General features: G+C 62.3%; 12 protein-coding genes. 7 read left to right on the top strand and 5 right to left on the bottom strand.

Features of this window, described 5'->3' with window-relative positions:
* Nucleotides 1-82 precede the first annotated feature (82 nt).
* Nucleotides 83-1,846, top strand: coding sequence for an L-lactate permease (locus ACMTA2_RS21595; protein ID WP_413791700.1), 1,764 nt, complete (start codon nucleotides 83-85; stop codon nucleotides 1,844-1,846).
* A 56-nt stretch (nucleotides 1,847-1,902) separates the two neighbouring features.
* Here ACMTA2_RS21595 and ACMTA2_RS21600 read toward each other — a convergent pair whose 3' ends face one another.
* A complete protein-coding gene (locus tag ACMTA2_RS21600; protein ID WP_413791701.1) occupies nucleotides 1,903-2,238 on the bottom strand; it encodes a hypothetical protein in 336 nt (111 codons plus the stop codon).
* Between the two features lie 246 nt (nucleotides 2,239-2,484).
* On the opposite strand from ACMTA2_RS21600, the gene ACMTA2_RS21605 reads away from it, so the two are divergent.
* On the top strand, nucleotides 2,485-3,141 hold the full coding sequence (locus ACMTA2_RS21605) for a polysaccharide lyase family 7 protein (RefSeq protein WP_413791702.1): 657 nt from the start codon (nucleotides 2,485-2,487) through the stop codon (nucleotides 3,139-3,141).
* An 18-nt stretch (nucleotides 3,142-3,159) separates the two neighbouring features.
* Here the strand turns inward: ACMTA2_RS21605 and ACMTA2_RS21610 are convergent, their stop codons facing one another.
* The 3 genes from ACMTA2_RS21610 to ACMTA2_RS21620 all read right to left on the bottom strand — a co-directional run bounded on the left by ACMTA2_RS21610 (nucleotide 3,160) and on the right by ACMTA2_RS21620 (nucleotide 6,848).
* Complete coding sequence (locus tag ACMTA2_RS21610; protein ID WP_413791703.1) at nucleotides 3,160-4,392, bottom strand: nucleoside permease; 1,233 nt, start codon at nucleotides 4,390-4,392, stop codon at nucleotides 3,160-3,162.
* Nucleotides 4,393-4,584: 192 nt separating this feature from the next.
* Nucleotides 4,585-5,676: a sugar phosphate isomerase/epimerase family protein gene (locus ACMTA2_RS21615; RefSeq protein ID WP_413791704.1), complete on the bottom strand. Its 1,092-nt coding sequence runs from the start codon at nucleotides 5,674-5,676 to the stop codon at nucleotides 4,585-4,587.
* Entirely contained in the window at nucleotides 5,673-6,848 is a 1,176-nt protein-coding gene (locus ACMTA2_RS21620; protein WP_413791705.1) for a Gfo/Idh/MocA family protein, read from the bottom strand. The genes ACMTA2_RS21615 and ACMTA2_RS21620 overlap by 4 nt, the downstream gene beginning before the upstream one ends.
* A 167-nt stretch (nucleotides 6,849-7,015) precedes the next feature.
* Here ACMTA2_RS21620 and ACMTA2_RS21625 point away from each other — a divergent pair, with 167 nt between their 5' ends.
* The 4 genes from ACMTA2_RS21625 (at nucleotide 7,016) to ACMTA2_RS21640 (ending at nucleotide 11,584) form a co-directional block, all read left to right on the top strand.
* Nucleotides 7,016-8,020 carry a LacI family DNA-binding transcriptional regulator gene (locus ACMTA2_RS21625; protein WP_413791706.1) on the top strand — a complete coding sequence of 335 codons (1,005 nt, stop codon included), beginning with the start codon at nucleotides 7,016-7,018 and terminating at the stop codon, nucleotides 8,018-8,020.
* A gap of 122 nt (nucleotides 8,021-8,142) precedes the next feature.
* Entirely contained in the window at nucleotides 8,143-9,093 is a 951-nt protein-coding gene (locus tag ACMTA2_RS21630; protein WP_413791707.1) for a TAXI family TRAP transporter solute-binding subunit, read from the top strand.
* Between the two features lie 80 nt (nucleotides 9,094-9,173).
* A complete protein-coding gene (locus tag ACMTA2_RS21635) occupies nucleotides 9,174-11,201 on the top strand; it encodes a TRAP transporter permease (protein ID WP_413791708.1) in 2,028 nt (675 codons plus the stop codon).
* Nucleotides 11,198-11,584, top strand: a complete 387-nt coding sequence (locus ACMTA2_RS21640) for a DUF1850 domain-containing protein (protein WP_413791709.1) — start codon at nucleotides 11,198-11,200, stop codon at nucleotides 11,582-11,584. Before ACMTA2_RS21635 ends, ACMTA2_RS21640 begins: the two co-directional genes overlap by 4 nt.
* Nucleotides 11,585-11,660: 76 nt before the next feature.
* On the opposite strand, the gene ACMTA2_RS21645 is transcribed toward ACMTA2_RS21640, so the two are convergent.
* Nucleotides 11,661-12,752 carry an SMP-30/gluconolactonase/LRE family protein gene (locus ACMTA2_RS21645; protein ID WP_413791710.1) on the bottom strand — a complete coding sequence of 364 codons (1,092 nt, stop codon included), beginning with the start codon at nucleotides 12,750-12,752 and terminating at the stop codon, nucleotides 11,661-11,663.
* A gap of 309 nt (nucleotides 12,753-13,061) precedes the next feature.
* Here ACMTA2_RS21645 and ACMTA2_RS21650 point away from each other — a divergent pair, with 309 nt between their 5' ends.
* Complete coding sequence (locus ACMTA2_RS21650; protein ID WP_413791711.1) at nucleotides 13,062-14,027, top strand: EamA family transporter; 966 nt, start codon at nucleotides 13,062-13,064, stop codon at nucleotides 14,025-14,027.
* Nucleotides 14,028-14,048 lie beyond the last annotated feature (21 nt).

Below are 14,048 nucleotides of genomic sequence, written 5' to 3' on the forward strand. Positions count from 1 at the left end.
ATCCCCTGCTAATCCCCGCCTATACTTCTCTGCCAATCCCCCCGGGGCCTGCACTTCCAACAATAAAAAGCAGAGGTGGAACATGGTCTGGCAACAAGTCTACGATCCCTTCGGTAATGCGGTGCTGTCGACGCTCCTGGCGGCAGTTCCGGTGGTGGTGATGCTGGCGTCCCTGGCGTTCTTTCATGTCAAGGCGCACCTGGCGGCATTGATGGCCTTGGCCTCAGCCTTGCTGATCGCAATCTTCGCCTTCGGCATGCCCGCCGGCATGGCCGGGTCAGCAGCACTTTACGGCGCGGCCAACGGCCTGCTGCCCATTGGCTGGATTGTCCTCAACATCATTTTCCTGCACCGCCTGACCACCGAGAACGGCTCGTTCAAGGTCCTGCAGGATTCCCTCGCGCGCATCACCGACGACCGACGCCTGCAATTGCTGCTGATCGCCTTTTGCTTCGGCGCGTTCTTCGAGGGTGCCGCGGGTTTCGGGACGCCGGTGGCGGTGACGGGGGCGATCCTGATCGGGCTGGGTTTTTCACCCTTGGCCGCCTCGGGCCTGGCACTGATCGCCAACACCGCGCCCGTGGCCTTCGGCGCCTTGGGCACGCCCATCATTACCTTGGCCAAAGTCACCGGGCTGGATGAAATGGAGTTGTCGATGATGGTCGGTCGGCAGTTGCCGTTTTTTTCGGTGATTGTGCCGTTCTGGTTGATCTGGGCGTTTGCCGGGTGGCGCAAGATGCTGGAAATCTGGCCGGCGATTCTGGTGGCCGGTGTCAGCTTCGCCATCCCGCAGTTCCTGGTGTCCAATTACCACGGGCCGATGCTGGTGGATGTGATTGCCGCGCTGATCTCCATGGCCTGCCTCACCGGTTTTCTCAAGGTTTGGAAACCGGCCACGGTGCATACGTCCGCAGCGCTATCGGGACGGGTCGATGATTCGAAAATCGACGCCAGCGAAGATGGAAAACCGAAGGCCGGCGGCACCTTTTCCAGTGATGCGCGACCGGCTGTGCTGCGGGCCTGGATGCCATGGATCATCCTCACGGTGTTCGTGTTCGCCTGGGGCACCCAGGGTTTCAAGAACCTGTTCGACACCCGTCCGGCCATCGCCCCCCAGACCCAATCGGCCAAGCTCGACCCCCAAGGCAAGCCGATGCGCGAGGTCAATCCGATCTTCTCGCCCCTGGTGACCTTCGGCACCATTCACCAGCAGATCGAAAAAGTCCCGCCCGTGGTGCCCCAGCCAAAAACCGAGGAGGCGGTCTACAAGTTCAACTGGTTCACCGCCACGGGCAGCGGCATCTTCCTGGCGGCGATTCTCGGGGGCTTGCTGATGGGCTATTCCATCCCGCAACTGGTGCACCACTACCTGCGAACGCTCTGGGTGGTGCGCTACTCGCTGATCACCATCGTGGCAATGTTGGCCCTGGGGTTCCTCACACGGTATTCAGGCCTGGACGCGACCATGGGCCTGGCCTTCGCCGCCACGGGCATTTTCTACCCCATGTTCGGCACTCTGCTGGGCTGGCTCGGCGTGGCACTGACCGGTTCGGACACGGCGTCCAACGTATTGTTTGGCGGCTTGCAACGGGTCACGTCCGAGCAATTGGGCATCAGCCCGGTGTTGATGGCCGCGGCCAACAGTTCCGGCGGGGTCATGGGCAAGATGGTCGATGCCCAGTCGATCGTGGTCGCCTCCACCGCCACCCGTTGGTACGGTCACGAAGGTGAAATCCTGCGCTACGTGTTTTTCCACTCGGTGGTGCTGGCGATTCTGGTGGGCGGGCTGGTGACGTTGCAGGCGTATGTGGCGCCGTTCAGTCATATGGTGGTGGGAGGACGCTAACAGGAATATTGATCATTCCCACGCCGAGCGTGGGAACGATCAAAACAACAACGGGTTTACTGAACGCTTTTCAGCTTGACCACGTCACCGGACACCGAGGTGGTGTAGCCGGTCAGGACCCAGGCCCAGAACCAGTTTTCCTGGACTTGGGTATTGATCATGGCGTCGCCGCCCTTGGCCTTGATCGCCGCGTCCTGGGCACGCACGAAACGGTTGTTCTGGCGAATCGGGATCACGCCGAACAGCAGCAGGCCGGTGGCCTTGGCTTCGCTGTGGCCGACAACGGTGTATTGGCTGCTGTCGTATTGCTGGGTTTTCATCGGGGTGCCGGTGCAACCCGCCAGGGCCAGGCCAAACACTGCGCAGGCGACAACTTTGCTGATGTGGTTCATTGAATACTCCATGAGAAAACGCCCGGGATCCGTCTCTCGGGCGGCGCGTACTCTAACCGATCAGCGTCAAATTGACATTATCCCTGTAATCCGAAAAACCGCCTGTCAGGCTCACCCCAGAGCCATCCGTCAGATGTCCCTCCAGCGGAACAATTCCCTGTCGATACGTTGAAAACAGCGCCATGGACGGCTCGCGCACACCCCGGCTGAATGCGTATGAGCGCCAGCCTGCCAGAGCTTGTAACCATGATCGACCTGACCGTCTGGAACATCACGCTTCCTATACAGACACCCGCCTTGACCGTTGCGACCAAGGCCGTTCCAACGCTGCGCAACCAGTACTTCACCAACACCGGTGACAAAATCGTGTTCTGGGCGCCGGTGACCGGTTCTCATACCGGCAAGAGCGAGTACCCACGCTCCGAGCTGCGGGAAACCTCGAAAGACGGCAAATTGCGCAACTGGCGTTACAACAGCGGCATCAACACCCTCAAAGGCACCCTGGCGGTGAACCAAGTGCCTTCCGAAGGCCGCGTGGTGGTGGCGCAGATCCACGCCAAGGATGCCCCCACGCCCTTGTTGAAACTGGTGTACCGCTACGCCAAAGGCACCGGCAATATCGACGTGGAATACCGGGTCAAACCCAAGGATAAGAAGAGCCCGGTGATCTATACCGTGCCCAAGGTGCCACTGAACAAGGCCTTCTCCTACTCGCTGCAAATGGACAAGCAAGGCAAGCTCTCGGTGCTGATCGGCAACAGTGGCAAGCAAGTGAAGCTCGACCCGTCCTGGTACGGCTACAACTTCTATTTCAAGGCGGGCGTCTACACCTTGGACAACAAGGGTTATTCCAACGAAGGCGGGAAAGTGACCTATACCCGGCTGGATGTCAGCCACAAATGACTGACACCCAGCCCTGCCTCAGGCCTTTGACGGCGCAACGTGCGCCTGCTGGCCACGGAAGGTGAACAGGAAACAGACCCACACCAGCAGCGCGAATCCGGCCGGGAACAGCCAGATGCTCTGCCAGTCATGACCGCCAGCCACGACAAAGCGATCGGTCACCTGCCCCGCCACCCAGAAACCGATCAGCATCCCCACGCCATAGGTCGCCAGGGTAATCAGGCCCTGGGCCGCACTGCGAAAGCGCTCCGGTGCCTTGGCGTCGGTGTAGATCTGCCCCGAGACAAAAAAGAAGTCGTAGCAGATGCCGTGCAGGGCAATGCCGGTGAACAGCATGAACGCCAGGTCGCCGTTATTGCCGTAGGCGAACAACACGTAGCGCAACGCCCACGCCAACATGCCCACCAACAGCGCCAGCTTGATGCCGAAGCGTTGGATGAACAGTGGCAAGAGCAGCATGAACAACACTTCCGACACCTGTCCGATGGCCATCTTCGCCGTTGGGTTGGTCATCCCGGTTTCGGCCAGGAACGGGTTGGCATTCTGGTAATAGAACGCCAAGGGAATGCAGATCAGGATCGAGGCGATGAAGAACACCAGATAGCTGCGATCCTTCAACAGCCCCAACGCGTCCAGCCCCAGCAGTTGCCTGACACCGCCAGCGCTGGCCTGTTCCTTGAGCGGTGCCGTGGCCGGTAGCGTGAAGCTGTAGAGCCCTAGGACCAGGGAAGCGATGGCGGCCATCAGGAACGTATTGCGCAAGCCGCCTGCCGCGATCGCTTCGCGCGAATCCCAGGCGAACACGAAGCTGATCACCACGCCCGCGACAATCCAGCCAAGGGTGCCCCACACCCGGATGCGGGAGAACTCCAGCGCCGGGTCGCGCATCTGCCGGAACGCCACGGAATTGACCAGGGCCAGCGTCGGCATGTAGACCACCATGTACACCAGCACGTATGGGTAGAACACGCTGAAGTCCGCCGCCGAATACAGCTGGTACAGCAATACCGCACCGAGCAGGTGCAGCACCGCCAGGATGCGTTCGGCATTGAAGTAGCGGTCGGCGATCAGGCCGATGACAAACGGCGCGATGATCGCCCCCCACGATTGCGTGGAGAACGCCATGCCGATCTGCCCGCCGCTGGCGCCCAGGGTGCTGGACAGAAAGGTGCCGAGGGTGACGAACCAGCCACCCCAGATAAAGAATTGCAGGAACATCATCACGCTGAGGCGTGCATTCATCGTGGTCATGACAGTCACCGTTTTATTGTTGTTCTTGTGGAAATGGAGTGTTGCAAGGCCCCTTGTGGCGAGGGGATTTATCCCCGCTGGGCTGCAAAGCTGCCCCAAAAAACAGTCAACTCAATCAACCTGGGCGAACCGGGATGCCAGGGTTTAGGACTGCTTCGCAGCCCAACGGGGATAAATCCCCTCGCCACAGGGTTATGTCATTGGCATTGGGGGCAAGCCCAACAACCGCCGGTTGGAATCCTCATCCGCCGTGACGCTGGCAAAATCATCGAACGCCTTGCGGGTCTTGTTGATCATGTGCCGCTGGATGAACGCCGCCCCTTCCGCGGCCCCCTGCTGCGAATCCTTCAGGCAACACTCCCATTCCAGGACCGCCCAACCGCTGAAGTCGTATTGAGTCAGCTTGCTGAAAATCGATTTGAAATCGATCTGCCCATCGCCCAACGAACGGAACCGCCCGGGCCGATCGACCCAGCCCTGGTAGCCGCCGTACACCCCGGAGCGGGCATCGGGGCGGAACTCGGCGTCCTTGACGTGGAACATGCGGATGCGTGCGTGGTAACGGTCGATGAAGCCCAGGTAGTCCATCTGTTGCAGCAGCAAATGGCTGGGGTCGTAGAGAATCGCCGCCCGTGGGTGATGGTCGACTGCCTCCAGGAAGCGCTCGAACGAAGCCCCGTCGTGGAGGTCTTCGCCGGGGTGGATCTCAAAGCACAGGTCCACCCCCGCCGCGTCGAAGCAGTCGAGAATCGGCAACCAGCGCCGGGCCAGTTCGGCGAAACCCTGTTCCACCAGGCCCGCCGGGCGCTGCGGCCAGGGATAGAGATACGGCCACAGCAGCGCGCCGGAAAACGTCGCGTGGGCCTTCAGCCCGAGGCGCTGGCTGGCGCGGGCGGCCAGCTTGAGTTGCTCGATCGCCCACTCGGTCCGCGCCTGGGGCTGGCCGCGCAAATGGGCCGGGGCGAAGTCGTCGAACAGCGCGTCGAACGCCGGGTGCACGGCCACCAACTGGCCTTGCAGGTGCGTCGATAACTCGCTGATCTCGACACCGGCCTGGGCACAGGTGGCCTTGAGTTCATCGCAATAAGCCTGGCTCTCGGCGGCCCGGGCCAGGTCGATGTATCGGGTGCCCGATGTCGGCAGTTGAATGGCCTTGTAGCCTTGCGAAGCGGCCCACTGGGCGATGTTGGCCAGGGTGTCGAACGGGGCTTGGGCAGACATGAACTGCGCCAGGAAAATGCCTGGCCCACGCAGGCCGCTCGGAGTGGTGTCGGGGGTATTCACAGCAGGGATGCTCCAGCTTGCACGGCGGTCCATTTCGCGTCGCCACGGTGATTGAGGATGGCGGCCTCGATGAACGCCATGCCTCGCAAGCCAGTCTCGATGCCCGGTACGCCTGGGGCGTCAGGACCTTCGACATGGCTGCGAATGGCCTGGGCGAAATCGCCATAGAGGTTGGCCATGGCCTCCAGGTAGCCCTCGGGGTGCCCGGCCGGCAGACGCATGCGCCGAGTGGCCGCCGCGCACAGCCACGGCTGGCCGACACCGCTACGCAGGATGCGCAAAGGTTGGTCGAAGGCGCGATGGATCAGGCTCGCCGGTGCTTCCTGGCGCCACTCCAGGGCGCCCTTGTCGCCGTAGACGCGAATCTTCAGCGGGTTCTCTTCACCGGTGCAGACCTGGCTTGCGATCAACACGCCGCTGGCGCCGCCCGCCATCTTGAACAGCATCGCGACGTCGTCATCCAATTGCCGGCCCGGAACATGGGTGCCCAACGTGGCGCATAGCTGCTGGATCGGCTGGTCCGCGACGAACTCGGCGAGGGAAAACGCGTGGGTGCCGATGTCGCCGATGCAACCGCCCAGGCCGGACTGCCCGGGGTCGTCGCGCCACTCAGCCTGTTTATTGCCCTGGGCGGCGACATCCTGGCTGAGCCAGCCTTGGGGGTACTCGACCAGCACTTTGCGCACCTGGCCGATCGCGCCCGAGCGCACCATCTCCCGGGCCTGCCACACCATGGGATAACCCAGGTAGGTGTGGGCCAGGCCGTAGAGGCAACGGCTGCCCCGCAGCACCTCTCGCAGGGCCAGCAACTCCTTGAGGTCCAGCGCGGCGGGTTTCTCGCTGAACACATGGAAACCGGCTTTCAAAGCCTGGCTGGCAATGGGTGCATGGAGGTGATTGGGCGTGACGATCACCAGCAGTTCCATGCGTTGATCAAGCGGCAGCAGCGCTTCGGTATCGAGCATTTGCTGCCAATCGTGATAACAGCGGGACGCGGCCAGGCCCAGGGCGGTACCGGTCTGCCGGGTGTTGTGTGGGTCGCGGCTGAACGCGCCACACACCAGTTCGAAACCGCCGTCCAGGCCCGCGGCCTGACGGTGGGCCTGGCCGATGAACGCGCCCTCTCCACCGCCGACAAAACCCATTCTTATTTTCGGTGCTACAGGATTCATCGCGATTCTCTTCCTGTCAGGATGATGATGTAACCGGTTACATCATGGCGGAAATCTAGGCTCAGTTTCCTCGCGTGTCAAACCCACAAGGTTCACCGTGGAATATTTGTGAGGCGCTCAACCTGCGGTAAGCTCCCCCACCGTCCCCCCTGTTCCCCGAGGTGATTTTGTCCAACATTCGTGAAGTGGCCCGGCTGGCGGGTGTTTCGGTGGCCACGGTGTCCAGAACCCTGAAATCGCCCGAGCGGGTGCTTCCCGAAACGCGGGACAAGGTCAACGCGGCGGTGGAACAGGCCGGCTATCGGCCCAACCTGATGGCGGTGCAATTTCGCTCCCGCCGGACCGGCAACCTGGTGATCCTGGTACCGGCCATCGCCAACACGTTTTTCGCCCGGGTCATCAGTGGCGCACAACAGGCCGCGCAGGCGGCGGGTTATCGATTGCTGCTGTGCGACACCCAGGGCCGGGCGCAGATCGAGCAGGAATTCGCCGCCCTGGTCTACGCCCACCAGGCCGATGGGGTGATCCAGTTGCGCGCCAGCGATCCTTTCGAATCGATGCCCACAGGCGCCGAACGCCTGCCGCTGGTCAACGCCTGCGAAGTGGTCAAGCATGCCCCCTACCCGACCATCAGCCTCGACAACCGCGCCGCCGCCCAAGCCATGACCGAGCACCTGATCGGCCTCGGCCACCGCCGCATCGGCATCATCAAGGGGCCGCGCAGCAGCCCCCTGACCCTGGATCGCGTAGCCGGCTACCAGGATGCCCTGCGCCAGGCCGGCATCGCCGTCGATCCTAGCCTGATCTGTCATGGCGACTTCACCTTGAAGGCCGGCGATGACGGGGCCGGCGCAATGTTGGCGCTGGCCGACCGCCCCAGTGCGCTGTTCTGTGAAAACGACGAGATGGCCATCGGCGCGCTCAGGCGCATCAAGCAAATGGGCCTGCGGGTGCCCGAGGATATTTCCCTGGTGGGGTTTGATGACATCCCGTTCGCCGCCTACTGCGACCCGCCCCTGACCACCATTTCGCAGCCTGCCGAAATCTTTGGGGAAAAAGCGGTGGAGATGCTGATCGCCTTGATCGAGAAGCGGCCGATTGCCGAGCGGCATGTGGTGCTGCCGTTCGAGCTGACGGTGCGTGACAGCACAGCCCCTAGCGCCAGACCGTGAGTCGACCCCCTGGCCAGGGAGCGCGCTCGCGCCACAACAACCTCCTGAACATGGCTTTACTCGCTGCGCCCAACTACAGTGGGAGGACTCTGCATAAAGCCATAACAAGACGGAGAGTTCCCATGCGAGTCAACAAGCGCTTCACCCTCCTGGCCGCCGCGGCAGCCTTGGCGGTTACGTCCGCAGCCCAGGCAGCCCCGGTGTACATCAACATCCTGACGGGCGGCACCAGCGGGGTTTATTACCCTATCGGGGTCGGGCTTTCACAGATCTACAGCAGCGGCATCCCGGACGCCAAGACCTCGGTGCAAGCCACCAAGGCCTCGGTGGAAAACCTGAATCTGCTGCAAGCCGGGCGCGGGGAACTGGCCCTGGCCTTGGGCGACTCGGTGGCGGATGCCAAGAACGGCGTGGAAGACGCCGGTTTCAAGGCGCCGTTGACCAAATTGCGCGCCATCGCCGGCGCGTACCCCAATTACATTCAGATCGTCGCCAGCCAGGAGTCCGGCATCAAGACCCTGGCGGACCTCAAGGGCAAGACCGTTTCCGTCGGCGCAGCGAAATCCGGCACCGAACTCAATGCCCGGGCGATCTTCAAGGCCGCGGGGCTGACCTACCAGGACATGAAGGTCCAGTACCTGCCGTTCGCCGAATCGGTGGACTTGATCAAGAACCGCCAACTGGACGCCACGCTTCAATCCTCGGGCCTGGGAATGGCGGCCATTCGCGACCTGGCCTCGACCATGGCGCTGAGCTACGTAGCGGTGCCCACCGATGTGGTGGAGAAAATCGGCAACCCGGCGTACCAGAGCGCAATGATTCCGGCCAATACCTACGACGGTCAGGCGGAGGCCGTACCGACGGTGGCCATCACCAACATCCTGGTCACCCGCGAAGATGTCCCGGATGAAGTGGCGTACCAGATGACCAAGCTGCTGTTCGAGAACCTGACTCGCCTGGGCACCTCCCATTCGGCGGCCAAGGACATCAACCTGAAAAACGCCGCGAAAAACCTGCCAATCGCGCTCCATCCCGGTGCCGAGCGCTACTACAAGGAAGTGGGCGCGCTGTAGCCCCATGAAGGTCAACGGCGCTCGACGCCGTTGACCTTCATGGTTTCACCCCTTGGATGTGAACATAAGGCAGGCACCTCATGAGTGAAGACCAGCACGGCATCGCCACGGACCCGCGAGACTGGCCCAAGACCCTGTTCTACGTGGCCTTGCTGTTTTCAATATTTCAGATCGTCACCGCCGCGTTTTCCCCGGTCTCCAGCATCGTGCTGAGGGCGGTGCATGTCGGCTTCCTGTTGTGGGTGGTGTTCCTCAGCTACCCGGCGTATGGCAGGCAGCGCCCTTGGCAACCCTTGGCCTGGGTCCTGAGCCTGGCGGGCGTGGCGACGGCGCTCTATCAATGGGTGTTTGAGTCGGACCTGATCCAACGCTCCGGCGACTTGACCACCACGGACATGATCATGGGCATCGTCCTGGTCGTGCTGGTGTTCGAAGCCGCACGGCGGGTGATGGGCATCGCGCTACCGATCATTTGCGGCCTGTTCCTGGCCTATGGCCTGTTCGGCGAATACTTGCCGGGCGACTTGGCCCATCGCGGCTATGGCGTCGATCAAATCATCAACCAGCTGTCGTTCGGCACCGAAGGGCTGTACGGCACGCCAACCTACGTGTCGGCCACGTATATCTTCCTGTTCATCCTGTTCGGCGCCTTCCTGGAAAAGGCCGGCATGATCAAGCTCTTCACCGATTTCGCCATGGGCCTGTTCGGTCACAAGCTCGGTGGCCCGGCCAAGGTGTCCGTGGTGTCATCGGCGTTGATGGGCACCATCACCGGCTCGGGTATCGCCAACGTGGTCACCACGGGGCAATTCACCATCCCGTTGATGAAGCGCTTCGGCTACAAGGCCGCGTTTGCGGGCGGTGTGGAAGCCACGTCCAGCATGGGCAGCCAGATCATGCCGCCAGTGATGGGGGCCGTGGCCTTCATCATGGCCGAAACCATCAATGTGCCGTTCGTTGAAATCGCCAAGGCCGCGTTGATACCCGCCTGCCTGTACTTCGGCTCGGTGTTCTGGATGGTTCACCTGGAGGCCAAGCGCTCCGACCTCAAGGGCTTGCCCAAGGACCAATGCCCCAGCGCCTGGAGCGCGGTCAAGCAAAGCTGGTACCTGTTGATCCCCCTCGGGGTGCTGGTCTATCTGCTGTTTTCCGGACGCACCCCCCTATTTTCCGGCATGGTGGGCCTGGCACTGACGGCCATCGTGATTCTCGGCTCGGCGATCATTTTCAAGGTCTCGAACTACGCGTTGCGCTGTGCCTTCTGGGTCGCGCTGGGTCTGCTGTGCGTCGGGTTCTTCCGGCTGGGCATCGGTGTCGTGTTCGCGGTGATCGGCGTGTTGGTGGTGGCCTGCTGGTTCATGCAAGGCACACGGGAAACCCTCGTCATCTGCCTGCATGCATTGGTGGATGGCGCACGCCACGCGGTTCCGGTGGGGATCGCCTGCGCCTTGGTGGGCAGCATCATCGCAGTGGTCTCGCTGACGGGCGTAGCCTCCACCTTTGCCGGCTACATCCTCGCCATCGGCCGGGACAACCTGTTGCTGTCGCTGATCCTCACCATGCTCACCTGCCTGGTGCTGGGCATGGGTATCCCGACCATCCCCAACTACATCATCACCAGCTCGATCGCCGCACCGGCCCTGCTGGAACTGGGCGTGCCACTGATCGTGTCGCATATGTTCGTGTTCTATTTCGGTATCTTGGCCGACCTGACGCCACCGGTGGCACTGGCGTGTTTCGCCGCCGCGCCCATTGCCCGGGAAAGTGGCTTGAAGATCAGCTTCTGGGCGGTGCGCATCGCCCTCGCCGGTTTCGTCATTCCGTTCATGACGGTCTATAACCCGTCACTGATGCTCCAGGGCGACAACCTCTGGATGACGGCGTACATGCTGATCAAGACGATGCTGGCCGTCGGACTCTGGGGAATGGCATCCACCGGTTACCTGCAACAGAAAATGCCGGCTTGGGAACGCCTGCTGTGCTTTGCCGCCGGCGCGTTGCTGGTGGTTGCCCTGCCCGTGACCGATGAGATCGGCTTCGTGCTGGGTGGGCTGCTGATTCTCCAGCACGTCTGGCGCGCACGACGCAGTGGGCGGGCCTTGGCGTGATCGGTCTGTGCCTGGGCTTGTCCGGCGTGGTCTGGGCCCAGCTTGCCGTTGCCGATTTCACGTTGGCGTGGAACCACACCATCGAGAAGATTCGCTGGGAGGAAGACTATCGCGTCAGCGAACAGGGCCTGATCCTGGGCGAGGCCAGGGTCAAAGGCAATGGCGCGGGCATGGAGATTCCCGACGATGCAAGGCTTGAAAACGGCAGCTGGCACTATCAACGCCAGGTGCCGCCCTTGCAACCGCTGAAACTGGGCCGCACGCCCCAGGCCGGCGACTATCAATTGTGTTTCGACGGGGGTTGCCGGCCGATGAGTCATTGGCTGGGGCCACCCACGACGGGTCAGCCAGCCGTGGAACTGTGGAGCTGCGGACAATCCTGAACCCGGCACAGGTGTGGCGAGGGAACCAACGCCCTCACCACACGCCCGGTCTATCTCAGCGAGGCTGCGGCGTCACTCAGGCAAACGTCGCCCCTCGGGTATTCACGAACAGCGAATACAACGAGTGGCTGCCGGCCATGAACAACCGATTGCCTTCCCGACCGCCAAAGCAGACGTTGGGGCAACGCTCCGGCAGGGAGATGTGTCCGATGGCTTTGCCTTCGGGGTTGAACACCCGCACGCCGTCGAGTTTTTCCAGGTCGGCCTTGGGGTCGCCATTGCCGCCCCAACCGCACCAGAGGTTGCCGCTTTCATCGCACTTGATCCCATCGATCGCCGCGTAATCCAGGCCTTCGATGTGCTTGCGCCGCTCGCCCAGGGTGCCGTCGGCCTTGACGGCAATGGCCCAGATCAAGCGGTTGGGCTTGGCCCGGCCTTCGACCACGTAGAGGATTTTCTCATCCGGGGAAAAACATAGCCCGTTCGGCCCCGCCAGATCGTCGATGACCCGCGTGACCTTGCCGGTTTCGCCATCGATGCGATACACCGCGTGAGGCTGGGCGGGGGTGACTTTGTGCCCCTCGTAATTGTTGCCGGTCTGGAACGGTGGGTCGGTGAACCAGACCGAGCCATCGCGCTTGCAGACGATGTCGTTGGGCGAGTTGAAAGGCTTGCCCTCGAAACTGTCCGCCAACACGGTGAGGGTGCCGTTGTGCTCGGTGCGGGTGATGCGCCGGCCTTCGCTGGCGGTGGTGGAGCCTTCGCACACCAGCAACCGCCCCTGGCGATCACGGCACATGCCGTTGGAGAAGTTGGAATGCTCGCGGTAGACCGACAGGTCACCGGTGATTTCATCCCAGCGCACGATGCGGTTGTTGGGAATGTCGCTGACCAGCAGGTAACGACCGTCACCGATCCACACCGGCCCTTCCGCCCAACGCAGGCCCGTGGCGAGCTTCTCCACGCTGGCGTTGAAGATGCGCAAGTCCATGAAACTGGGGTCAAGGATATTGATCAGCGGGTCCGGGTAGCGCTGGCTCAAGGGCTCGGCCTGGGCAAGCCCGGGCAGGTTGCCAAGGGCGGCAGCAGCAGCCGAGACCACCAGGGATTTTTTCAGGAACACCCGACGGCCCTGATCGGCAGCGGTTTCAGATTGCGAAGCATCCATCGTACGTCTCCGTTAATTATTATTGGACGGGACGATAGTTTTACTCTCTGATAAGACATCGTACAAGCATGCGACACTGCATATCCGAGCAATCCAAAACCCCGGGGCAGCGCTGTACGAACGCTAAACGTCTTGCCAGTCAAGTCTCCAAGTGCACCTTCGCCACGCCGCTGTGATCGGCCGGGACTGGGACGGACTTGTCTCTTGGCACCCTATGGGGTACAAATCTCAATGTTGTACGACAACTTATAACTAAAAATAACTGATCCAGAGCCTTTTGCCTGGGCGGCCGCCTTCGAGACACCTGCCATGACCCGTTCCACCGCCACACCTGCTACCCCCGCGCCATTACCCCGCCACCTCGCCGTGCTGATTCTGCTGTGCATGGGCTGTGCCTTCGCTGGCAATCATGTCGCCGCCCGGGCCGCGTTCGACGACGGTGCCGGTGTGCTCCTGGCAATCTTGCTGCGCTCGGGCGGGACTTTGTTAGTGCTGGCGGCGATGGTGCTCTGGCAACGACAACGGCTTCGCCTGCCGCCCGGTGCGTGGCGTTGGCAATTGACCCTGGGGCTGTTGATCGGTGCCCAAAGCCTGTGCCTGTACTCCGCCGTGGCGCGGGTGCCGGTGGCGTTGGCGCTGTTGGTGGGCAACGTGTTTCCAATCCTGCTGGCCTTGCTGACCTGGGCCCTGGGTGGGCCCCGCCCGACGGCGCGCACCGCCGCGTTGATGGGCATGATCCTGGTGGGGCTGGTGTTCGTGCTGGAAGTACCGGCACGGTTATCGTCTGGGCAGGACGTCGGTCCGCAATGGCTGCTCGGGGTGGGCCTGGCTTTCTGCGCCGCTTGTGTGTTTGCCTGTGCGCTGTGGATCACCGACCACAAGTTGTCCCAGGTGCGCGGCTCGGTCCGCAGCCTGTTGACGATTTTCATCGTGTTCAGCAGCGTCAACCTCGCCGGCCTCACCGGTGCCCTGCCCGGCGGTTTCGACCTGCCGGCCAGCGGCACCGGCTGGATCGCCCTGGCGACCCTGGTGGTGCTCTACGGCACCGGGTTCATCGTGCTGTTCATTTCCGTGCCCCGCCTGGACATGCCGCGCAATGCCCCGGTGATGAACATCGAACCGCTGGCGACACTGCTGATCGGCTGGCTGGTGCTGGACCAGATGCTCAACCCGGGCCAAGTAATGGGCGGTGCGATCGTGGTGACGGGCATCGTGTTGCTGACCTATCGCAAGGTTGAACGGGTCAAGGTGCCTGTGGCTCAAGCGTCGAATTGACGAACTGGCCACCCTCGTGGT

It is taken from the genome of Pseudomonas medicaginis, from assembly GCF_965119365.1.
Taxonomy (GTDB): Bacteria; Pseudomonadota; Gammaproteobacteria; order Pseudomonadales; family Pseudomonadaceae; genus Aquipseudomonas.

Bases quoted from the DNA above. Each gene is read 5' to 3' on its own strand.
- ACMTA2_RS21595 (WP_413791700.1), top strand. From the start codon at position 83: ATGGTCTGGCAACAAGTCTACGATCCCTTCGGTAATGCGGTGCTGTCG.
- ACMTA2_RS21600 (WP_413791701.1), bottom strand. From the start codon at position 2,238: ATGAACCACATCAGCAAAGTTGTCGCCTGCGCAGTGTTTGGCCTGGCC.
- ACMTA2_RS21605 (WP_413791702.1), top strand. From the start codon at position 2,485: ATGATCGACCTGACCGTCTGGAACATCACGCTTCCTATACAGACACCC.
- ACMTA2_RS21610 (WP_413791703.1), bottom strand. From the start codon at position 4,392: ATGACCACGATGAATGCACGCCTCAGCGTGATGATGTTCCTGCAATTC.
- ACMTA2_RS21620 (WP_413791705.1), bottom strand. From the start codon at position 6,848: ATGAATCCTGTAGCACCGAAAATAAGAATGGGTTTTGTCGGCGGTGGA.
- ACMTA2_RS21630 (WP_413791707.1), top strand. From the start codon at position 8,143: ATGCGAGTCAACAAGCGCTTCACCCTCCTGGCCGCCGCGGCAGCCTTG.
- ACMTA2_RS21635 (WP_413791708.1), top strand. From the start codon at position 9,174: ATGAGTGAAGACCAGCACGGCATCGCCACGGACCCGCGAGACTGGCCC.
- ACMTA2_RS21645 (WP_413791710.1), bottom strand. From the start codon at position 12,752: ATGGATGCTTCGCAATCTGAAACCGCTGCCGATCAGGGCCGTCGGGTG.
- ACMTA2_RS21650 (WP_413791711.1), top strand. From the start codon at position 13,062: ATGACCCGTTCCACCGCCACACCTGCTACCCCCGCGCCATTACCCCGC.